The organism is Cellulomonas sp. H30R-01 (assembly GCF_010119915.1).
Taxonomy (GTDB): Bacteria; Actinomycetota; Actinomycetes; order Actinomycetales; family Cellulomonadaceae; genus Cellulomonas; species Cellulomonas algicola.
The window spans coordinates 229,260-248,532 of record NZ_CP048210.1; the positions used below are offsets into that span (position 1 = coordinate 229,260).

At 74.9% G+C, this 19,273-nt stretch carries 20 protein-coding genes; 12 read left to right on the forward strand and 8 right to left on the reverse strand.

The window, feature by feature from the left end; all coding sequences use genetic code 11:
* Positions 1 to 66: 66 nt before the first annotated feature.
* The 3 genes from GXP71_RS01015 (at position 67) to GXP71_RS01025 (ending at position 4,552) form a co-directional block, all read left to right on the forward strand.
* The gene (locus GXP71_RS01015) at positions 67 to 1,473 is read left to right on the forward strand and encodes a cystathionine beta-synthase (protein WP_162351134.1); all 1,407 of its coding nucleotides are present in this window, start codon (positions 67 to 69) and stop codon (positions 1,471 to 1,473) included.
* A 206-nt stretch (positions 1,474 to 1,679) separates the two neighbouring features.
* A complete protein-coding gene (locus tag GXP71_RS01020; RefSeq protein ID WP_162351135.1) occupies positions 1,680 to 2,714 on the forward strand; it encodes an acetylxylan esterase in 1,035 nt (344 codons plus the stop codon).
* Positions 2,715 to 2,860: 146 nt separating this feature from the next.
* A complete protein-coding gene (locus GXP71_RS01025; protein ID WP_162351136.1) occupies positions 2,861 to 4,552 on the forward strand; it encodes an AMP-binding protein in 1,692 nt (563 codons plus the stop codon).
* Positions 4,553 to 4,676: 124 nt separating this feature from the next.
* On the opposite strand, the gene GXP71_RS01030 is transcribed toward GXP71_RS01025, so the two are convergent.
* Positions 4,677 to 5,273 carry a TetR/AcrR family transcriptional regulator gene (locus GXP71_RS01030; RefSeq protein WP_162351137.1) on the reverse strand — a complete coding sequence of 199 codons (597 nt, stop codon included), beginning with the start codon at positions 5,271 to 5,273 and terminating at the stop codon, positions 4,677 to 4,679.
* Entirely contained in the window at positions 5,266 to 6,108 is an 843-nt protein-coding gene (locus GXP71_RS01035) for an alpha/beta fold hydrolase (RefSeq protein WP_238402544.1), read from the reverse strand. Before GXP71_RS01035 ends, GXP71_RS01030 begins: the two co-directional genes overlap by 8 nt.
* Before the next feature lie 114 nt (positions 6,109 to 6,222).
* Here GXP71_RS01035 and GXP71_RS01040 point away from each other — a divergent pair, with 114 nt between their 5' ends.
* Positions 6,223 to 6,630, forward strand: a complete 408-nt coding sequence (locus tag GXP71_RS01040; RefSeq protein ID WP_124341877.1) for an FKBP-type peptidyl-prolyl cis-trans isomerase — start codon at positions 6,223 to 6,225, stop codon at positions 6,628 to 6,630.
* Positions 6,631 to 6,757: 127 nt separating this feature from the next.
* Here the strand turns inward: GXP71_RS01040 and GXP71_RS01045 are convergent, their stop codons facing one another.
* The gene (locus tag GXP71_RS01045) at positions 6,758 to 8,011 is read right to left on the reverse strand and encodes a D-arabinono-1,4-lactone oxidase (RefSeq protein ID WP_162351139.1); all 1,254 of its coding nucleotides are present in this window, start codon (positions 8,009 to 8,011) and stop codon (positions 6,758 to 6,760) included.
* Between the two features lie 49 nt (positions 8,012 to 8,060).
* Positions 8,061 to 8,933 carry a type II CAAX prenyl endopeptidase Rce1 family protein gene (locus GXP71_RS01050; RefSeq protein WP_370520962.1) on the reverse strand — a complete coding sequence of 291 codons (873 nt, stop codon included), beginning with the start codon at positions 8,931 to 8,933 and terminating at the stop codon, positions 8,061 to 8,063.
* Between the two features lie 63 nt (positions 8,934 to 8,996).
* On the opposite strand from GXP71_RS01050, the gene GXP71_RS01055 reads away from it, so the two are divergent.
* Together GXP71_RS01055 and GXP71_RS01060 are read left to right on the forward strand one after the other, a co-directional pair.
* Positions 8,997 to 9,434, forward strand: coding sequence for a SelT/SelW/SelH family protein (locus GXP71_RS01055; RefSeq protein ID WP_162351140.1), 438 nt, complete (start codon positions 8,997 to 8,999; stop codon positions 9,432 to 9,434).
* 326 nt (positions 9,435 to 9,760) lie between these two features.
* On the forward strand, positions 9,761 to 10,408 hold the full coding sequence (locus GXP71_RS01060) for a hypothetical protein (RefSeq protein WP_162351141.1): 648 nt from the start codon (positions 9,761 to 9,763) through the stop codon (positions 10,406 to 10,408).
* Positions 10,409 to 10,420: 12 nt separating this feature from the next.
* On the opposite strand, the gene msrA is transcribed toward GXP71_RS01060, so the two are convergent.
* Positions 10,421 to 11,089, reverse strand: a complete 669-nt coding sequence (gene msrA / locus GXP71_RS01065) for a peptide-methionine (S)-S-oxide reductase MsrA (RefSeq protein ID WP_162351142.1) — start codon at positions 11,087 to 11,089, stop codon at positions 10,421 to 10,423.
* Positions 11,090 to 11,273: 184 nt separating this feature from the next.
* Here msrA and GXP71_RS01070 point away from each other — a divergent pair, with 184 nt between their 5' ends.
* The 3 genes from GXP71_RS01070 to ilvA are packed head-to-tail and all read left to right on the forward strand — an operon-like array spanning position 11,274 to position 15,084.
* A complete protein-coding gene (locus GXP71_RS01070) occupies positions 11,274 to 12,506 on the forward strand; it encodes a cystathionine gamma-synthase (RefSeq protein ID WP_162351143.1) in 1,233 nt (410 codons plus the stop codon).
* Complete coding sequence (locus GXP71_RS01075; RefSeq protein WP_370520963.1) at positions 12,503 to 13,891, forward strand: AI-2E family transporter; 1,389 nt, start codon at positions 12,503 to 12,505, stop codon at positions 13,889 to 13,891. Before GXP71_RS01070 ends, GXP71_RS01075 begins: the two co-directional genes overlap by 4 nt.
* The gene (gene ilvA / locus GXP71_RS01080) at positions 13,888 to 15,084 is read left to right on the forward strand and encodes a threonine ammonia-lyase (RefSeq protein ID WP_162351144.1); all 1,197 of its coding nucleotides are present in this window, start codon (positions 13,888 to 13,890) and stop codon (positions 15,082 to 15,084) included. The genes GXP71_RS01075 and ilvA overlap by 4 nt, the downstream gene beginning before the upstream one ends.
* Positions 15,085 to 15,221: 137 nt before the next feature.
* Here the strand turns inward: ilvA and greA are convergent, their stop codons facing one another.
* Positions 15,222 to 15,707, reverse strand: a complete 486-nt coding sequence (greA, locus tag GXP71_RS01085) for a transcription elongation factor GreA (protein ID WP_162351145.1) — start codon at positions 15,705 to 15,707, stop codon at positions 15,222 to 15,224.
* A gap of 258 nt (positions 15,708 to 15,965) precedes the next feature.
* Complete coding sequence (locus tag GXP71_RS01090; RefSeq protein ID WP_162351146.1) at positions 15,966 to 16,373, reverse strand: DUF4307 domain-containing protein; 408 nt, start codon at positions 16,371 to 16,373, stop codon at positions 15,966 to 15,968.
* Positions 16,374 to 16,468: 95 nt separating this feature from the next.
* Here GXP71_RS01090 and mca point away from each other — a divergent pair, with 95 nt between their 5' ends.
* The 3 genes from mca to GXP71_RS01105 are packed head-to-tail and all read left to right on the forward strand — an operon-like array spanning position 16,469 to position 18,488.
* Positions 16,469 to 17,353, forward strand: a complete 885-nt coding sequence (gene mca, locus GXP71_RS01095; protein WP_162351147.1) for a mycothiol conjugate amidase Mca — start codon at positions 16,469 to 16,471, stop codon at positions 17,351 to 17,353.
* On the forward strand, positions 17,350 to 17,664 hold the full coding sequence (locus GXP71_RS01100; protein WP_162351148.1) for a hypothetical protein: 315 nt from the start codon (positions 17,350 to 17,352) through the stop codon (positions 17,662 to 17,664). Before mca ends, GXP71_RS01100 begins: the two co-directional genes overlap by 4 nt.
* Positions 17,661 to 18,488 (forward strand): nitrilase-related carbon-nitrogen hydrolase, encoded by an 828-nt coding sequence (locus tag GXP71_RS01105; RefSeq protein ID WP_162351149.1) that lies wholly within the window; start codon positions 17,661 to 17,663, stop codon positions 18,486 to 18,488. The genes GXP71_RS01100 and GXP71_RS01105 overlap by 4 nt, the downstream gene beginning before the upstream one ends.
* Before the next feature lie 62 nt (positions 18,489 to 18,550).
* Here GXP71_RS01105 and GXP71_RS01110 read toward each other — a convergent pair whose 3' ends face one another.
* Entirely contained in the window at positions 18,551 to 19,246 is a 696-nt protein-coding gene (locus tag GXP71_RS01110; protein WP_162351150.1) for a hemolysin III family protein, read from the reverse strand.
* Between the last annotated feature and the right edge of the window lie 27 nt (positions 19,247 to 19,273).

Here is a 19,273-nt window from a genome sequence, read left to right on the forward strand (position 1 = left end):
ACCCCTCGCACGACCTCACCGGCCGGTAGCGCGTCACCTGCGCTACCGGCCGGTAACGTCATGTCGGTGAAGTACGCCGAGCACATCTCCGAGCTGGTCGGCGGCACGCCGCTCGTCCGGCTGTCGTCCGTCACCGCGGGCCTGAGCGCCACGATCCTGGCGAAGGTCGAGTACATGAACCCCGGCGGGTCCGTGAAGGACCGGATCGCGCTCAAGATGGTCGAGGCCGCCGAGGCGAGCGGTGCGCTCCGCCCGGGCGGCACGATCGTCGAGCCGACCTCCGGGAACACCGGGGTGGGGCTCGCCCTCGTCGCGCAGCGCAAGGGGTACCGCTGCGTGTTCGTGTGCCCCGACAAGGTGAGCCAGGACAAGCGCGACGTGCTCCGTGCGTACGGAGCCGAGGTCGTCGTCACGCCCACCGCGGTGCCCCCGGACCACCCGGACTCGTACTACTCGGTGTCCGACCGGCTCACGCGCGAGATCGAGGGCGCCTGGAAGCCCAACCAGTACGCGAACCCGAACGGACCGGCGAGCCACTACGAGTCGACCGGCCCGGAGATCTGGGCCGACACCGACGGGCGGGTCACGCACCTCGTCACGGGTGTCGGCACGGGCGGCACGATCACGGGCACCGGCCGCTTCCTGCACGACGTGTCCGCGGACCGGCCCGCGGCCGACGGCGGTCGCGTGGTCGTCATCGGGGCGGACCCGGCCGGCTCGGTCTACTCGGGCGGCGACGGGCGGCCCTACCTGGTCGAGGGCGTCGGCGAGGACTTCTGGCCCGCCGCGTACGACCCGACCGTGCCCGACGCGATCATCGCGGTGTCCGACGCCGACTCGTTCGCGATGACGCGGCGCCTCGCGCGCGAGGAGGGGCTGCTCGTCGGCGGGTCGTGCGGCATGGCCGTCGAGGCGACGCTGCGGTACGCCCGCGACCTGCAGGAGCGCGATCCCGACGCCGCCGCACGGGCCGTGATCGTCGTGATCCTGCCCGACAGCGGGCGCGGCTACCTGTCGAAGATCTTCAACGACTCGTGGATGCGGTCGTACGGGTTCCTCGCCGACGACCAGGGCGCGACCGTCGCCGACGTGCTGCGCACCAAGACGGGCTCGCTGCCCGACCTCGTGCACACGCACCCCACCGAGACCGTGCGCGACGCCATCGAGATCCTGCACGAGTACGGCGTCTCGCAGATGCCCGTCGTCGGGGCCGAGCCGCCCGTCAAGGTCGGTGAGGTGGCCGGGTCCGTGAGCGAGCGCGACCTGCTCGACGCGGTCTTCTCCGGGGCCGCGGCGCTGTCCGACCGGGTCGACCGGCACATGTCGGCACCGTTCCCGCTCATCGGGTCGGGGGAGTCCGTGCAGGACGCGCGCGAGGCCCTCCAGAAGGCCGACGCGCTCATGGTCGTCGACGACGGCGAGCCGGTCGGCGTCCTCACGCGGCACGACCTCCTGGGCTTCCTGGCCCGCTGACGCGCCACCCGGCCCCCGCCCTCCCCCGACGACGGGGCGACCCGGGTCTGGGTACCGCTCAGGGGCGTGTCCCGGTCGCCAGGCCCGGGTCGGCGGCCGGTCTCGGCGGGAGGCGGTTTCCTGAGGCCGGCGCGGGCGGGGTAGCGTCCCGACGTGCGCCGTCCGCGGCGCGCCGCGCGTCCGCACGTCATCGCCGAAGGAGCACGATGGCCCTGTTCGACCTGCCCCTGCCCGAGCTCGAGCGGTACCTCCCGGAGCTCGACGAGCCCGCGGACCTCGACGACTTCTGGACCACCACGCTCGCCGAGGCGCGCCGCCACGAGGTGCTGGTCGACGTGACGCGGACCGACGCGGGCCTGCGCCTGGTCGACGTCGACGACCTGACGTTCGCGGGCTTCGACGGCCAGCCGGTGCGCGCCTGGGTGACCCGCCCGGCGGGCAGCGCGGACTCCGGCGAGCTGCTGCCCGCGGTGGTCGAGTACATCGGCTACGGAGGCGGTCGCGGGCTCGCGCACGAGCGGCTCGCGTGGGCGACGGCGGGCTTCGTGCACGTCGTCATGGACACGCGCGGCCAGGGCTCGACGTGGGGCAACGGCGGTCACACGCCCGACCCGGCGGGCTCCGGACCGGCGTCGCCGGGCGTCATGACCCGCGGCATCCACGACCCCGAGCAGCACTACTACCGCCGGCTCATGACGGACGCGGTGCGGGCGGTCGACGCGGTGCGCGCACTGCCGGGCGTCGACCCGCGGCGCGTCACAGTGGCGGGCATCAGCCAGGGCGGCGGCGTCGCGCTCGCGGCGGCAGGGCTGTCCGACGGGCTCGCGGCGGCCATGCCGGACGTGCCGTTCCTGTGCCACTACCGCCGGGCGGTCGACATCACCGACGCGTTCCCGTACGGCGAGCTCGTCCAGTACCTGGCGGTGCACCGCGGCGCCGAGGAGCGCGTGTTCCGCACCATGGCGTACTTCGACGGCGTGCACCTGGCCCGACGGGCGACCGCCCCGGCGCTGTTCTCGGTCGCGCTGCGGGACATGACGTGCCCGCCGTCGACGGTGTTCGCGGCGTACAACCACTACGCGGGACTGACGGGCGGGCGGCCGCGCACGGACATCGAGGTCTACACGTTCAACCAGCACGAGGGCGGCCAGGCGCACCAGCTCGAGCGCCAGCTCCGCTGGCTGCCGTCGGTGCTCGCCCCGGTGGCGGACGAGGTCGACGCGAGCCCCGCGGCGCGCTGATCCCGACATCCGGGCGGCGGCTCCGGGGTGCTCGACGTGCGGCGGCGCCCGCGCGGCGGGGCCCGGCGGTCGTCGCGGGACGACTCCGGGGGTGAGGTCGAAGTTACGGACTAGTAACTTACGGTTCCGTAGGTTACGGTCGTGCGATGGACAGCGCGCTGCCTCTCTCGTTCGACCTCCCGCCCGGGGTCCCGCGGGACGTCGACGTCCCGGACGAGCCGCTCACCGCCGCCCTCGACCGCGCGGCAGCGACGTGGCCCGACCGCGTCGCGCTCGACTTCCTCGGCGCCACCACGACGTACCGCGAGCTCGCGGACCGTGTCGCGCGGGCCGCCCAGGTCCTCCTCGACCTCGGTGTCCGGCCCGGCGACCGCGTCGCGCTCGCGCTGCCCAACTGCCCCGCGCACGTCGTGGCGTTCCAGGCCGTGCTGCGGGTCGGGGCGGTCGTCGTCGAGCACAACCCGACCTACACGGCCGACGAGCTCGCGCACCAGCTCGCCGACTCCGGCGCGGTCGTCGCGGTCGTCTGGCAGAAGGCGGTCCCGGCGGTGCTCAACGCGCGCGACCGCACCGACGTGCGCACCGTCGTCGCCGTCGACCTCGCGGCCGACCTGCCGTGGCGCTCGCGCCTGGCCCTGCGGCTGCCCGTCGCGAAGGCTCGCCGCACGCGCGCCGCCATGCAGGGCCCCGTCCCCGCCGACGTCCCCACCTGGCACCGCCTCGTCGCCGACGCGCGACCGCTCGACCCCGCGACCCCGCAGCCCGAGGCGCACGACGTCGCGCTCCTGCAGTACACCGGCGGCACCACGGGGACGCCCAAGGCCGCGGTGCTCAGCCACCGCAACCTCGTCGCCAACGCGCTCCAGGGTCACGCCTGGACGGGCGTCGAGCCGGGCACCGAGGTCGTCTACGGTGTCCTGCCGTTCTTCCACGCGTTCGGCCTCACGCTGTGCCTCACCTACGCCGTGCGCGTGGGCGCCACGCTGGTCGTCTTCCCGTCGTTCGACCCCGCCCTGGTGATCGCGGCGCAGCGCCGGCGCCCCGGCACGTTCCTCCCCGCCGTCCCGCCGATGCTCGACCGGCTCGTCACGGCCGCCGAGTCCGCGGGTGCGGACCTCACGTCGTTCACGCACGCGATCTCCGGCGCCATGGCGCTCCCGGCCGAGACCGCGCGTCGCTGGGAGGCCGCGACCGGCGGGCTCGTCGTCGAGGGGTACGGCATGACGGAGACGTCGCCCGTCGCGCTCGGCAACCCGCTCACGCCCGAGCGTCGCCCCGGCACGCTCGGCCTGCCGTTCCCCAGCACCGAGGTGCGGATCGTCGACCAGGAGGACCCGACACGCGACGTCGACCCGGCCGGCGGCGGCGAGCTGCTGATCCGCGGGCCGCAGGTGTTCCAGGGCTACTGGCAGCGCCCCGACGAGACCGCCGCGCAGCTGCTGCCCGGCGGCTGGCTGCGCACCGGCGACGTCGTGCAGGTCGTCGACGGCAGCGTCGTCCTCGTCGACCGGATGAAGGAGATGATCGTCACCGGCGGCTTCAAGGTGTACCCGTCGCAGGTCGAGGACCACCTGCGCGGCATGCCGGGGATCGCCGACGTCGCCGTGGTCGGCGTGCCGGGCGGTGCGATGGGCGAGTCCGTCGTGGCCGCGGTCGTCCTGGCCGACGACGCCTCCGGGGTGGACCTCGCGGCCGTCCGCGCGTGGTGCGAGCAGCGGCTCGCCCGGTACGCGCTGCCGCGCCGGCTCGTCGTGCTCACCGAGCTCCCGCGCTCGCAGGTCGGCAAGGTCCTGCGCCGGGTCGTGCGCGAGCAGGTGCTCGCGGGCGGGGCCGCCTGACCCCTCGCACCGCGACGGACGGTCGTCCGCGGGTCGTGCGGCCGCGCCGACGACCACCACGGCGACCGCGTCGAGTGCCGGCGACGTCCGGCCGCCGTGACGTGCGCCGGACCTCGCGAGCGCGTCAGGCGACGGGCGTGCCCGCCGTCGCGTGCAGGCCGCGGACCAGGCCGTCGACGAGGTAGCGGTAGCTGACGTCGACGTCGTCGGGCATCCCGAACCCGCCGTCGAGCTCGAGCACGACGAACCCGTGCAGCGCGGCGCGCACCGCCCGGACGGCGTCGACGTGCCGCGCGGCCGGGACGCCGAGCCCGGCCACCGTCTCCGCCATGAGCGCCACCGTCCGGGCCGCGGCGACCTGCACGCCGGTCGCGTCGGCGTCCTGCGGCCAGCCGCCCACCTGCACGGCCCGGTACCGGCCGGGGTGACGACGCGCGTAGTCGCGCAGGGCGTCGGCCATCGCGCGCAGGCGCTGCTCCGGCTCGGCATCCGCCGGAGCCGCCTCGTCGAGGGTCTCCGTGAAGTCCTCGACGCACGCGCGCGCGACGTCGCGCCGCAGGCCGGGCAGGCCGTCCACGTGCTTGTAGAGGCTCGGCACGGCGACGCCGGCGCGCGCGGCGACGGCGGCGAGCGTGAGGTCGGCGAGCCCGCCGGGGGACTCGTCGAGGACCGCGAGCGCGAGCCCGACGACCGCCGACCGGTCGAGGCCGGCCCTAGGCACGCCGGTCCGCCCCACCCGCGACGCGGTCGACGAGCGCGACGAGGTGCTCGGCGACGGCGGCGGGTGCCTCGTGCTGCGGGTAGTGCCCGACACCGTCGAGCAGGACGGGGGTCACGTGGGGTGCGGTCTGGGCCACGCCGCGCAGCGTAGCCGCGGGGTCGGGCGACTCGGGGTCCGCGCTCCCGGTGATCGCGACGACCGGCACGGTGACGTCGGCGAGCCGCGTGTCCTCGGCGCCCTCGACGAGCCGCAGCGCGAGCGCACGGAGCTGCTCGAGGTGACCGGGACGTGCGAGGTCGCGACGCAGGTCCGCGAGGTGCGCGCGCACGTCGACCGGTGCCTTGACGAGCGTCCCGTAGAACCACGCCCACGCCCGCGGGCCCCAGGGGCGGCGGAGGAGCAGGTTGATCTGCGCACGCACGGCGCCCGAGGCCCGTCCGTCGTTGGCGGCGTAGGCGAGCAGCGCGACGCCGGCGACGAGGTCGGGGCGGTCGGCGGCGGCGCGGGCCACGCCCCCCGCGCCGACGGAGCTGCCGACCAGGACCGCCGGCCGCTGCGGCGTGGCGCCGAGGTGCTCGGCGAGCGCGAGGGCGTCGGCGGCGATCCCCTCCACGCCGTGGCCGCGCGGGCCGACGGGGTCGGTCTCGCCGTGGCCGCGCAGGTCGAGCGCCGCGGTGCGGTAGCCGTGCGCGTGGAGCTCCGGGAGGACGGGGGCCCACGTGGTGCGCAGGTCGCCCATGCCCGGGACGAGCACCACGAGGGGGCCGTCGGCGGGGCCGTCGACGGTGAAGGCGAGCCGTCCGAACGGGCGCTGGAGGTGCTGTGTCGTCGTCATGGCAGCAAAGCTAATGCCATTAGCCAACGCGCCGCAAGGGTGTGCGCGCACGGCGTGACCCCGCGAGGTGCGGCACGATGGACCGGCACTGTCACCCACCGAAGGAGTTCCGTCATGTCCGCAGCGCTGCCCGAGGTCTCGGGGTCGTTCGGCGACAAGCCCACGCTGACGTTCCCCGACGCGCAGCCGTCCGGCGAGCTCGAGGTGGTCGTGCTGTCGCGCGGCGACGGCGAGCTGGTCGAGGCCGGCGACGACATCGAGGTGCACTACCTCGGCCAGTCGTGGCAGGGAGGCGTCTTCGACAACTCGTACGACCGACGCTCGACGATCTCGTTCGGGATCGGCGTCGGCCAGGTCATCGCCGGCTGGGACGAGGGCCTCGTCGGCCAGCAGGTCGGCTCGCGCGTGCTGCTGTCGATCCCGTCGCACCTCGGCTACGGCGACCGTGGCGTGCCGCAGGCCGGCATCAAGGGCGGCGACACGCTCGTCTTCGTCGTCGACATCGTCGGCACCAGCCGCTGACGCGCATCTGCTGACGCGCATCCGCTGACGCGCCCGGCCCGGCCGCGTCCGGGGCGTGTCCCGCGCTCAGCACGCACCGGCCCCCGTCGCGCGAGAGCGACGGGGGCCGTGTCGTGCCCGGAGCGTGTCAGCCGCGCAGCACGTGCCGCTCGACGAAGTCGTTGCGGAACTTGCCGTCGGGGTCGGTCCGCTCGACGAGGGCCGTGAAGTCGCCCCACCGCGGGTACAGGCGCGCCAGGTCCCGGCCGGGGTCGGCGAACAGCTTTCCCCAGTGCGGGCGCGCGTCGAACGGCAGCAGCGCCTCCTCCAGCGTCGGCAGGACCGCCTCGACCTGCGGCTGGAGCGGCTTCCACGTGAAGTGCAGCCCGACCCGGTCGTCGCCGTAGGCCGTGGACAACCACAGGTCGTCGGCGGCGATCGTGCGGACCTCGCTCACCTGGAGCAACGGCGACACGACGTCGGCGAGGCCGCGCACGGCTGCGAGCGCGTCGACCGCGTGCGCGCGCGGCACGAGGTACTCGGACTGCAGCTCGTCACCGTTGCTCGGCGTGAACTCGAGGCGGAAGTGCGGCAGCCGCTCGTGCCACGGGCCGGGGACGCCGAGCTGCTGCGTGCAGTTCACGGGGTCGATGCCCGGCAGGGGGTGGCGCGGACCGTCGGCGGGCGTCGCGCCGAACAGCTCGGTCGGGCGCTCGTACCCGTCCGCACCGACGCGCGTCTTGCGCCACACCTGCTGCACGGCGTCGCCGGTCCAGTCGGTGAAGAGGCTCACGGAGTCGGCGCTCGACGTGATCGCGTCGAGGTCGGTCAGCACCGCGTCCCACGGCAGGTCGACGTGCACCTCCTGCGCGACGAGGAACGTCGGCTCGACGTCGAGCGTCACGCGGGCCGCCACCCCGAGGGCACCGAGCGCGACGACGGACCCGGCGAAGTCGTCGTCGCCACGGGCGACGTGCCGCAGCGACCCGTCGGGCCCGACGAGGTCGAGCGCCGCGACCGCGGTCGACAGGTTGCGCGACCGGTCGCCCGATCCGTGCGTCGCGGTCGCGACCGCGCCGGCCACCGAGATGTGGGGGAGCGACGCCAGGTTGTGCACCGCCCAGCCCGCGTCGTGCAGGAACCGCGCGAGCGTCCCGTACCGGGTCCCGCCCGTCACCGTGACCGTGCGCGCGCCCTCGTCGAGCGTGATCTCCGGGTCGAGGCCCTCGAGCGACACGAGCGCGGCCGGTCCGTCGGCGAGGTCGTTGAAGCAGTGCCGGGTGCCGAGAGCGCGGACCCGCGACTCCGTGGCCACCCGCTCCTGCAGCTCCTCGACCGTGGTCGGTGCGAGCACCCGCGGCGCGCGGTAGGTGTAGTTGCCGGCCCAGTTCGTCAGGCTCACGGGGCGGGGTCCTCTCGTCGTGCGGCTGGGGGATCACCCCAACCTACGGTCACCAGGACGAGGGCGCCGTGACGAAGACGTCGAACAGCGCCGGCTCGTGCGCGTGCACGAGCACCATGAACACGACGAGGTCGAACAGCAGGTGCACGGAGACCACGTAGGTCAGCGACGCGGTCTTCCGGAAGATCCAGCCCTGCACCAGCGCGAACGGGATCGTCAGCAGCGGACCCCACTCGCGGTACCCGAGCTCCCACAGGAACGACACGAACACCGCGGCCTGCAGGACGTTCGCGACCGGGAAGGGGAAGTGCACGCGCAGCAGCGCGAGGACCGTGCAGACGAAGAACAGCTCGTCCCAGATGCCCACCGCGTTGACGCCGACGAACAGCCGCGCGACCTCCTGCCCCGTGTCCACCACGGGCCAGTTGAGGTACGCGCCCGAGCCCAGGAAGTACCAGGGCAGGAGCAGGTACGCGAGCAGCACGACGACCAGCAGGTAGACGACCTGCGTCCGGCTCCAGCGGCGGCCCGTGCGCACCGGGAAGCGGATCGCGTCCTGCTTCAGGAGGTAGCGGTGCACGACGTAGGGGACCAGCACCGCCGCCGACAGCACGACCCCGAAGCGGGCGATGCCCGCGTCGGACAGGTCGGCCTCGAGCGAGATCGTCGTGATGATCGCCATGCCCAGCCCGACGACGGCCAGGTCGCGCCCGAGCGCACGGTCGACGAGGAACGCCAGCGCGATACCGGCGACCAGGGGCACGTAGCCCAGCGGCCGCACGTGCACCGCGAACAGCAGGACGGCGGACCCGCAGACGAGCGCGGCGGCGAGCACGCGCAGCACGTCGCGCGGCGCCCACGTCAGGCGCGGAGCGGTCGGCGTCGTCGGGGCGGCAGGGGCGTCGGTCGGGGCGGCGTCCACCCGTGCAGTGTGCGGGGCCGGACGTGGTCCCCGCGACCGCTCACATGGTGTAACGCTGTGCGGATGCCCGACGACCAGCCCTCCGGCGCACCCGCCGACCAGCCCACCGACCGCGCCGCCGACCAGCCCGCGGCCGCGCGCGCCGACCGTCCGACCGTGGAGCCCGGCGCGACGACCGTCGCGCGCGGCGCGGACGCCGCCGTCCCGGCCGGGGCGTCGCCCGAGGCGTGCCCGCGCGTCGTCATCACCTACTGCACGCAGTGCCGCTGGCTGCTGCGCGCCGCCTGGTACACCCAGGAGCTGCTCACGACGTTCCACCGCGAGCTCGGCGAGGTCGCGCTGCGCCCCGGCAACGGCGGCGTCTTCACGGTCGAGGCCGACGGGCAGGTCGTCTGGGACCGCAAGGTCGAGGGCGGCTTCCCGGAGATCACGGTGCTCAAGCGCCGGGTCCGCGACGTCGTCGCCCCGGACAAGCCGCTGGGGCACTCGGACGGCCTCTGACGGGTCGCCGACGCCCCCGGGGCGAGGTTGCTGACCGCCCTGTCAGCCCGTCCGACCTGCGCAGACGTCCTGGACCCCGGTCCGGTCCCACGTGGACAGGCGTGGACCGGCGTCACCCGCCCGGACTACCTTCGCGGCGAACGCAGGCCTTCACCGGAGGCGGCGGGTCAAGCGGTCACGGGGGCCCGCGACCCGCCGCAGGGTGGGCGGACGGCAACGGGAGAGGGGCGCTCCTCGCCGTCCGCCCACCCGAGACGTCCCCCGACGTCGGACCGCCGAGGACGAATGAGGTTCGCGGCCGGGCTCGAGCGGTCGACAATCCCCGCATGAGTGCGCACCCCACCACCCCCGACGACGAGCTGGTGATCGCGGGGTACGTCGTCGCCGTCCCGGCAGCGGCGCCGCCTGGCGTCGAGACGTCCGCCCCGGACCGCATCCTCACGATCAGCAGCTGCCTGAGGGACGCGCCCACGCCCGAGTTCTGGGACTGGTTCACGGACGTGGAGGAGGCCGAGCAGCGGCGCCGGTCGGAGGCACCCGAGGCCACCACGGTGACGGTGGCACTGCCTCGCCTCGAGGCTGTCCGCCTCATGAGCGAGTGCGGCGGCCCGACGCAGCCGTACTTCGGGCTGCTGCGCGAGATGGTCCCCTGGTCGGGGAGCGCGCTGCTCGGCTTCGAGGTGGTGGGCGTCGAGGCCACGCTGTCGTTCCACTCGTGGCACTGCCACGGCTACGCGCGGGACGTCCGCGACGCCCTGGGCATCCCGCTCAACGACCTGGGGCTCGTGCACCGCCAGGAGGACGCCGTCCGCGTGCGGGACTGGATGCTCGACCGGCCACCCGCGGAGCAGCCCGCGCCTGTCCCGTGGGTCGTCGTCGCCCTCGCGGACGACGACGCCGCCGCGGGCGCGCGCGAGGCACGCACCGCGACGGCGGGTCATGACGTGCGGCTCAGCGACCGGAGGGTCCGCTGAGCCGCCGCGTGGTCAGGCGCCCGTCGGGCGGGGGCAGGATACGCCCGTGCCGCCCAGACCGCAGTAGCCGTTCGGGTTCTTGTCGAGGTACTGCTGGTGGTAGCCCTCGGCGTAGAAGAACGGCCCGGCCTCGTCGGCCGTGCGGATCTCCGTCGTGATGTCGCCGAAGCCCGACCGCGTGAGGCGCGGCTGGTACTCGTCGCGCGTGCGGACCGCCGCCTCCGCCTGCTCGGGCGTCGTCGTGTAGATCGCGGACCGGTACTGGGTGCCGACGTCGTTGCCCTGGCGGTAGCCCTGGGTCGGGTCGTGCGACTCCCAGAAGGTGCGCAGCACGTCGTCGTCGGACAGCACGGTCGGGTCGTACGCGACGAGGACCATCTCGGTGTGCCCGGTCATCCCGGTGCACGTCTCCTCGTAGGTCGGGAAGGGCGTGTAGCCACCCTGGTAGCCGACGGCGGTCGTGACGACCCCGGGCAGCTGCCAGAAGGCGCGCTCGGCGCCCCAGAAGCAGCCCATCGCGACGTACAGCACGCGCGTGCCCTCGGGCCACGGGCCCGCGAGCGGGGTGCCCAGCACGGTGTGCGTCTCCGGGACCGTGTACGCGTAGCCGTCGCGGCCCGCGAGGGCCCGGTCCGGGGCCACCATCGTCGAGCGGAGCGCTGAGCCGAAAAGCCAGTTCATGGTCGCTGGTCCTCTCCGGGAGACCGGCGGTTCGCCTGGTCCATCCCGGCCAGCACAACCGTGCGCGCACGTCCGGTGTTCCCGGTGCCCGTGGACCGCGGGGGAGGCGCTGCGGACCGACGCGGCGACCGCCTGGGCGCGCGTCCGGGGGCAGTCCCGGGGCGCCACGGCCTAGCCTGGGGCGGTGACCACCCCACACAGCACCGACGGCGACGACCGACCCACCGCCGGCTTCGCGACCCGCGCCATCCACGCAGGTCAGGACCCCGATCCGACGACGGGTGCCGTCGTCCCGCCGATCTACCAGGTGTCGACGTACAAGCAGGACGGCGTCGGCGGCCTGCGCGGCGGCTACGAGTACTCGCGCTCGGCCAACCCGACGCGGGCGGCGCTCGAGGCCGCGCTCGCCGACCTCGAGCTCGGCGCCGCCGGGTTCGCCTTCGCGTCCGGCCTGGCCGCCGAGGACACGCTGCTGCGCGCCGCGCTGCGACCGGGTGACCACGTGGTCGTCCCCGACGACGCGTACGGCGGCACGTACCGCCTGATCGCGCGCGTGTTCGGGCCCTGGGGGATCGAGCACACACCCGTCGACCTCACCGACGCGGGCGCGGTGTCGGCGGCGATCCAGCCGGGCCGCACCAAGCTCGTGTGGGTCGAGACGCCGACGAACCCGCTGCTCAACGTCGCCGACATCGCCGCGATCTCGGCGCTGGCGCGCGGCGTCGGCGCGCTCCTCGCGGTCGACAACACGTTCGCGACGCCGTACCTGCAGCAGCCGCTCGCGCTCGGTGCCGACGTCGTCGTGCACTCGACGACCAAGTACATCGGCGGGCACTCCGACGTCGTGGGCGGCGCGCTCGTCGTCGCGGACGGTGCACAGCTCCCGGTCGGGCTCGATGGCCCGACCGGCACGACGCACCTCGCCGACGCCGTGGGCTTCCACCAGAACGCGTCCGGCGCGATCGCCGGTCCGTTCGACGCGTGGCTCACGCTGCGCGGCCTGCGCACGCTCGCGGTCCGGATGGACCGGCACGTCGCCAACGCGCAGCGCGTCGCCGAGTTCCTCGCCGCGCACGACGCGGTCACGTCCGTCATCTACCCGGGGCTCGAGTCGCACCCGGGCCACGAGCTCGCCGCGCGCCAGATGCGCGGCGCGGGCGGCATGGTCTCGTTCCGCACCGGCAGCGAGGCGTCGGCGCTCGCGGTGTGCGCGGCGACCGAGGTGTTCACGCTCGCCGAGTCGCTCGGCGGTGTCGAGTCGCTCGTCGAGCACCCCGGGCGCATGACCCACGGGTCCGTCGCGGGCACCGCCCTGGAGGTCCCCGACGACCTCGTCCGGCTGTCCGTGGGCATCGAGGACGCCGACGACCTGATCGCCGACCTCGACCGCGCCCTCGCCGCGGGGCGTGGCGCGTGACGCTCGACAAGCCGGCCGCCGCGCAGGAGCCCTCGGTGCTCGGTGCGGCGCCCGCCGCGCTCGCGGCCACCTCCGCGACGCGCCCCGACGCGGACCGCCGTGCGCGCGCCGGCAACGAGTCGGTGCCGCCGTCCGTGCGGGCCGCCGCGTCGTGGTCGTGGCGCCTCCTGCTGATCGGCGCGGCGCTCGCCGTGCTGCTGTGGCTGATCGCGCAGCTCAAGGTCGTCGTCGTCCCCGTCGCGATCGCGCTGCTGCTGACCGTCCTGCTGACGCCGCTCGTCGGCTGGCTGCACCGCCGCCTGCGGCTGCCGCGCGGGGCGGCCGCGGGGCTCGCCGTCGTCGCGCTCGTCGCGGTCGTCGGGACGCTGCTCGGGCTCGCCGGGCGGTCCGTCGTGCGGGGCATCGGCGACCTGTGGTCGCAGGCGTCGCAGGGCGTCGACAAGATCCTCGACTGGCTCGCGACCGGCCCGCTCGAGCTGTCGACGCAGGACATGCAGACGTGGGTCGACCGCATCCAGGAGTCCGCGTCGGGTGCGTCGTCGAGCGTGCTGTCCGGCGTGGTGACCGGTGCGACGACCGTCGGGCACGTCCTCGCCGGCGCGATCATCGCGCTGTTCTGCACCTTCTTCTTCCTGCTCGACGGTCGCACGATCTGGGCGTGGGTCGTCGGGCTCCTGCCGCGCGGCTCGCGCGAGCACGTGCACCAGGCCGCCCGACGCGGCGTCGTCACGCTCGGCGCCTACACGCGCACCCAGATCCTCGTGGCCGCGGTCGACGCGATCGGCATCGGCGTCGGCGCGGCGATCCTCGGCGTCCCGCTCGCGCTGCCGCTCGCGATCCTCGTGTTCCTCGGGTCGTTCGTGCCGATCGTCGGCGCCGTCGTCACCGGGTCCATCGCGGTGCTCGTCGCGCTCGTCGCGCAGGGGCCCGGGGCCGCGCTGATCATGCTCGCGATCGTCCTCGGCGTGCAGCAGCTCGAGGGGCACGTGCTGCAGCCGTTCCTCATGGGTCACGCCGTGTCGCTGCACCCCGTCGCGGTGCTGCTGTCGGTCGCGGCCGGCTCGTTCGTCGCGGGCATCATCGGCGCGCTGTTCGCGGTGCCGATCGCGGCCGTCCTCAACACCGTCGTGCTCTACCTGCACGGGCACGACAAGTTCCCGCAGCTCGGCACGCACGACCACGTCCCGGTCCGCGGACGCGGGCACCCCGTGCTCGACCGGGCCGTCGCGCAGGTCGCCGAGCGCGAGTCGGAGCGCGACGCGACCGCGCGGACCGACGAGGAGCTCGGTGCGGGCGAGGCGACCGGCGAGGACGAGGCCGCGACCGTCCAGGGAGCCGACGACCGGCCCGGCCGTGGTGCGACCGCCGACGGCGGGACGCGGTGAGCCTCGACGTCGCCGCGGCCGCACGCCTGCTCGACGGCGTCGCCGAGCGCACGCCCGTGCAGCGCAGCCGCGCCGTCAGCCAGGTCGCCGGTGCCGAGGTCTGGCTCAAGTGCGAGAACCTCCAGCGCGCCGGGTCGTTCAAGATCCGCGGCGCCTACACGCGCATGGCGCGCCTGACCGACGAGGAGCGCGCACGGGGCGTCGTCGCGGCCTCGGCCGGCAACCACGCGCAGGGCGTCGCGCTCGCGGCCCGCATCCTCGGCATCGAGGCGTACGTCTACATGCCCGTCGACGCGGCGCTGCCGAAGATCGCGGCGACGCGCGACTACGGCGCGCACGTCGAGCTCTGCGGGACGTCCGTCGACGAGGCCCTCGTGCACGCGCGCGAGCACGCCGAGCGCACCGGCGCCGTCCTGGTGCACCCGTTCGACCACCCCGACGTCGTCGCCGGGCAGGGGACCATCGCGCTCGAGATCGCGGAGCAGGTGCCCGACGTCGCGACCGTCGTCGTGCCCGTCGGGGGCGGCGGGCTCGCGGCGGGCGTCGTCGAGGCCCTCGCGCAGGTCCGCCCCGACGTGCGGGTCGTCGGCGTGCAGGCCGCCCGCGCCGCCGCGTACCCCGCGTCGCTCGCGGTGCACCACCCGGTGCCGGCCCCCGAGCTGCGGACCATGGCGGACGGCATCGCGGTCGGGCTTCCGGGCAGCGTGCCGTTCGAGGTGCTCGACCGGCACCACCTCGAGGTCCGCACGGTCTCCGAGGAGGACATCTCCCGGGCCGTGCTGCTCGTCGCGGAGCGCGCCAAGCTGCTCGTCGAGCCGTCGGGGGCCGTCGCCGTGGCGGCGCTCATGGCGGCACCCGGCACGTTCGAGGGGCCCGTCGTCGCGATCCTGTCGGGCGGCAACATCGACCCGCAGGTGCTCCTGCACGTCGTGCGGCACGGCCTCGCGTCGGCGGGGCGGTTCCTCGCGCTGCGCGTCCGGATCGACGACCGGCCGGGTGCGCTCGCCTCCCTGCTCCAGGACATCGCGGAGGCCGGCGGGAACGTCATGCACCTCACGCACGCACGCACGGGGTCCGACCTCGCGTTCGACCAGGTCACGGTCTCGGCGCAGGTCGAGACGAAGGGTCCCGAGCACTGCGCGCAGGTCATGGCGCACCTGCGCGCGACGGGCTACCAGGTCCAGGGGGACTGAGCCGCCGCGCACGGACCGAGCCGCCGCGCACGGACCGAGCCGCCGAGCGTCGCCGGCCCGTGTCGGCCGGCGCCGCTCCCCGAACGCCGACGCGGCGCCCCCTCAGCAGGGGAGCGCCGCGTCGAGGACCGTCGAGGTCAGGCGTCGAAGGGCTTCGCGCCGAGGATCTTGACCGGGATCTCGTTCCCGTTCGGGGCGGCGTACGACGTCTTGTCGCCCACCTTCGTGCCGTTGATCGCGGCGCCCAGCGGCGACGTCGGCGAGAACACGTCGATGTCCGCGGTCCCGGCGATCTCGCGCGAGCCCAGCAGGAACACCATCTCGTCGCCCGCGACCTCGGCGGTCACGACCATGCCGGGCTCGACGACTCCGTCGTCGGGCGGCGTGCCGATCTGGACGTTGCGGAGCTTGGCCTCGAGCTCGCGGATGCGGGCCTCCTGCTTCGCCTGCTCCTCGCGTGCGGCGTGGTAGCCGCCGTTCTCCTTGAGGTCGCCCTCGTCGCGGGCCGCGGCGATGCGCGCGGTGATCTCGTTCCGACCCTCGCCCTTGAGGCGGTCGAGCTCGGCCGAGAGCCGGTCGTAGGCCTCCTGCGTCAGCCACGTGGCCGCAGTCGTGTCGGTCACGATCGCTCCTTCCATGCATGCGTGCCGGTCGGTCACCGGCGGTTCGCCCCGGGGTGCCGCGCCGAGGTCGGCACGCACGTGGTGAGGCACGGTGATGAGGTGCACGCCGTTCCCACTCGGTCGCGTCGACCAGCGGTCACGCCGGACCGGGGCGGCGTGTGAAACGACCAGGATAGCGCACGGGGTGGGGCGGACCCGTGCGGACCAGCGCCGCGACGCTCGGCCGAGCCGCTCGGTCGGCCCGCGCGGGCGACCGGCTCAGTCGACCGGCGTGCAGCCCGCGACGACGCCCGACACAGCCAGCTCGGCGGTCTGCACCGTGACCGTGACGCGCTGCGTCGCGGTGTCCGCGGGCCCGACCTCGACCGACCGGACGCCGACCTGCGCGTACGACTCCGACAGCGCCTGGACCTGGCACGTGGCCGTCGCGTCCGGGTCCTTCGTGACGTCGAACGTGACCTGCGTGGACGTCGGCCCGTCGACGCGGAACCCGACGTCCTTCCACTGCACCGGCTCGCGCACCACGCCGATGCCCACCCATGCGAGCACCACGACCGCGACCAGCACGAGCGCACCGAGCCCGACGCGCCGGAGCGTGGTCGACCGGGACGTAGGCTCGGGTCCGTAGCGCCCGGCGGGCGGGCGCACGGCGGGGGACTGGCTCACTGGGCTCCTCGGCGACGGGACGGGCGGGGGCAGCGCGCGTCGTGTGCGCGATCATTGTCCCTCGTCCCCCCGCACGTCCCGAACGGAGGCCTCGCGTGACCGGAGAGCGGCTGCGCCTGATGGCGGTGCACGCCCACCCCGACGACGAGTCGAGCAAGGGTGCTGCCACGACCGCGATGTACGCCGCGCACGGCGTCGACGTGCTCGTCGTGACGTGCACGGGCGGGGAGCGCGGCGACGTGCTCAACCCGTCGTACGGCGAGGTCGAGGGCGGCATCGAGGGCATGCGGGCGGTGCGGACGGCCGAGATGGCCGCGGCCGCGCAGGCGCTCGGCGTCCGGCAGCACTGGCTGGGCTTCGTCGACTCGGGGCTGCCCGAGGGCGACCCGCTGCCGCCGCTCCCGGAGGGCTGCTTCGCGCTGCAGCCGCTCGAGGTCGCGTCCGCGCCGCTCGTCGAGCTGGTCCGCGAGTTCCGGCCGCACGTCATCACGACGTACGACCCGTCGGGCGGCTACCCGCACCCCGACCACATCATGTGCCACCGCGTCGCGTACGAGGCGTACCACGCGGCCGGCGACCCCGAGCGCTACCGCGACCGGGGGGAGCCCTGGACGCCGCTCAAGCTGTACTACAACCACGGCTTCTCGCTGCGGCGCATGCGCGCGATGCACGACGCGCTCGTCGCCGCCGGACGGGAGTCGCCGTTCGGCGACTGGATCGACTCACGGCAGGCGCGCGAGATCCCCGAGCGCACCGCGACGACGTTCGTGCCGGTCGCGGACTTCTTCCCGCAGCGCGACGCGGCGCTGCGCGCGCACGCCACGCAGATCGACCCCGACGGCTTCTTCTTCGCGATCCCGCGCGAGATCGAGCTCGCGCAGTGGCCGACCGAGGAGTACGAGCTCGCGCACTCGCACGTGCCGACGACGACGCCCGAGAACGACCTGTTCGCGGGCATCCAGCGGGTGGTGGGCGCGTGAGCGCGGTCGTGGCCCTGCTCGCGGCGGCGCCGAGCCCGTCGCCGAGCGACGTCGAGCTCACCGCACCCGGCGGCGGGTCGCCGGGGTTCATCGGCTTCGTCGTGACGTTCCTGCTCGCCGTGGCGGCGATCGGCCTGTTCCTGTCGCTCACCAAGCAGCTGCGCGTCGTCGACCGGCGCGCCAAGCAGCTCGGGCTCGACGACGACGGCACCGGCGGCGACCCGGCAGGCGGAGGTGCCGGCGACGCGGCCGACGCGCCGGACGCGTCCGACCGCCCGGACGGGCCGGGCGCCGCGGGCGGCGGCCGGTGAGCAACCGGCCCGACCCGCCGGTCCGGCCGGCGGTGCGGGTGACCGTCGCGCAGGTCGCCGTCAGCGACGACCACGCGGCGAACCGCGAGATGGTCCGCGACGCCTTCACGACGGCGGAGCGGGCGCGCGCCGACCTGCTGGTGCTGCCCGAGTACGCGTCGGGCTTCCAGCGGCACGGCGTCGGGCCGGAGCACGCCGAACCGCTCGACGGGCCCTTCGTGCGGCTGCTGCGCGAGCGGGCCGCGGCGTCGGGCGTGGCCGTGGTCGCGGGCACGACGCTGCCCGGGACGGACGCGCGCGCGGTCAACGCGGTCGTGGCCGTCGACGGCACGGGCGGGCTCGTCGGCGTCTACCGCAAGGTGCACCTGTACGACGCCTTCGGCCACCGCGAGTCCGAGCGGCTCGAGGCAGGGCCGGCCGGCGCGCCGCCGCTCGTGCTCGACGTGGCGGGCCTCCGGTTCGGGGTGCTGACCTGCTACGACCTGCGGTTCCCCGAGTCGTCGCGGCGTCTGGTCGACGCGGGCGCGCAGGTGCTGGTCTACCCGGCCGCGTGGGCGGCGGGCGAGCTCAAGGCCTGGCACTGGCGGTCGCTCGCGGTCGCGCGCGCGATCGAGAACACCGCGGCCGTGGTCGCGGTCGGGCAGGCGGGCAAGGGCGTCACGGGGCGGTCGCTCGTGGTGGGTCCCGACGGCGTCGTCGGGCTCGAGCTGGACGAGGCACCGGACGTGCGCACGGTCGACGTCGACGGCGCTCTGCTCGCGCAGGTGCGGGAGACGAACCCGTCGCTGGCCAACCGTCGCTACACGGTGGTCCCGCGCGACTGACCCGACGGCCGGTGCCGTCGGCGGCCGCGTCGGCGGTCAGGCCGCGCGCGCGGCGTCAGGGGTCAGACGGACCCGTACGACGCGATCGACACCGCGACGTAGTGGCACGTGTACCCGACGACGGTCAGCGTGTGGAACACCTCGTGGAACCCGAACCAGCGCGGGCTCGGGTTCGGGCGCTTGAGGCCGTAGACGACGGCGCCCGCGGTGTACGCGAGCCCGCCCGCGGCCACGAGCCAGACGATCGCCGGGCCGCCGGACCGCCAGAACTGCGGCAGGAACGCGACCGCGACCCAGCCGAGCGCGACGTAGACGGGCACGTAGACCCAGCGCGGCGCGTTGAGCCACAGGACGCGCGCGAGCAGCCCGAGGAGCGCGCCGGACCACACGATGATCAGCAGGGCGCGCGCGGTGGACTCGGGCAGCAGGAGCACCGCGAGGGGCGTGTAGGTGCCCGCGATGATGAGGAAGATGTTCGTGTGGTCGAGGCGGCGGAGGACGCCCTGCACGCGCGGCGACCAGCGTCCGCGGTGGTAGACGGCGCTGGTGCCGAAGAGCATGACCGCGGTGAGCCCGAAGACGGCCGTCGACCACTTCGCGGCGGGCGTGGGGGACAGGACGACGAGGACGATCGACGCCACGAGGACGAGCGGTGCGACGCCCGCGTGGATCCACCCGCGCAGCCGGGGCTTGATCGCGGCGGCCACCTGGTCGACCGCGTCCGGCAGCCCGGACCCGTGCGCGGAGGTGGAGCTCATCGGCGGTCTCGCTTCCGTCGTCGTACA

What these genes read in the sequence shown, in the direction of transcription:
- GXP71_RS01020 (WP_162351135.1), top strand. Translation starts at nt 1,680, where the DNA reads ATGGCCCTGTTCGACCTGCCCCTGCCCGAGCTCGAGCGGTACCTCCCG.
- GXP71_RS01025 (WP_162351136.1), top strand. Translation starts at nt 2,861, where the DNA reads ATGGACAGCGCGCTGCCTCTCTCGTTCGACCTCCCGCCCGGGGTCCCG.
- GXP71_RS01035 (WP_238402544.1), bottom strand. Translation starts at nt 6,108, where the DNA reads ATGACGACGACACAGCACCTCCAGCGCCCGTTCGGACGGCTCGCCTTC.
- GXP71_RS01040 (WP_124341877.1), top strand. Translation starts at nt 6,223, where the DNA reads ATGTCCGCAGCGCTGCCCGAGGTCTCGGGGTCGTTCGGCGACAAGCCC.
- GXP71_RS01055 (WP_162351140.1), top strand. Translation starts at nt 8,997, where the DNA reads ATGCCCGACGACCAGCCCTCCGGCGCACCCGCCGACCAGCCCACCGAC.
- GXP71_RS01060 (WP_162351141.1), top strand. Translation starts at nt 9,761, where the DNA reads ATGAGTGCGCACCCCACCACCCCCGACGACGAGCTGGTGATCGCGGGG.
- msrA (WP_162351142.1), bottom strand. Translation starts at nt 11,089, where the DNA reads ATGAACTGGCTTTTCGGCTCAGCGCTCCGCTCGACGATGGTGGCCCCG.
- GXP71_RS01110 (WP_162351150.1), bottom strand. Translation starts at nt 19,246, where the DNA reads ATGAGCTCCACCTCCGCGCACGGGTCCGGGCTGCCGGACGCGGTCGAC.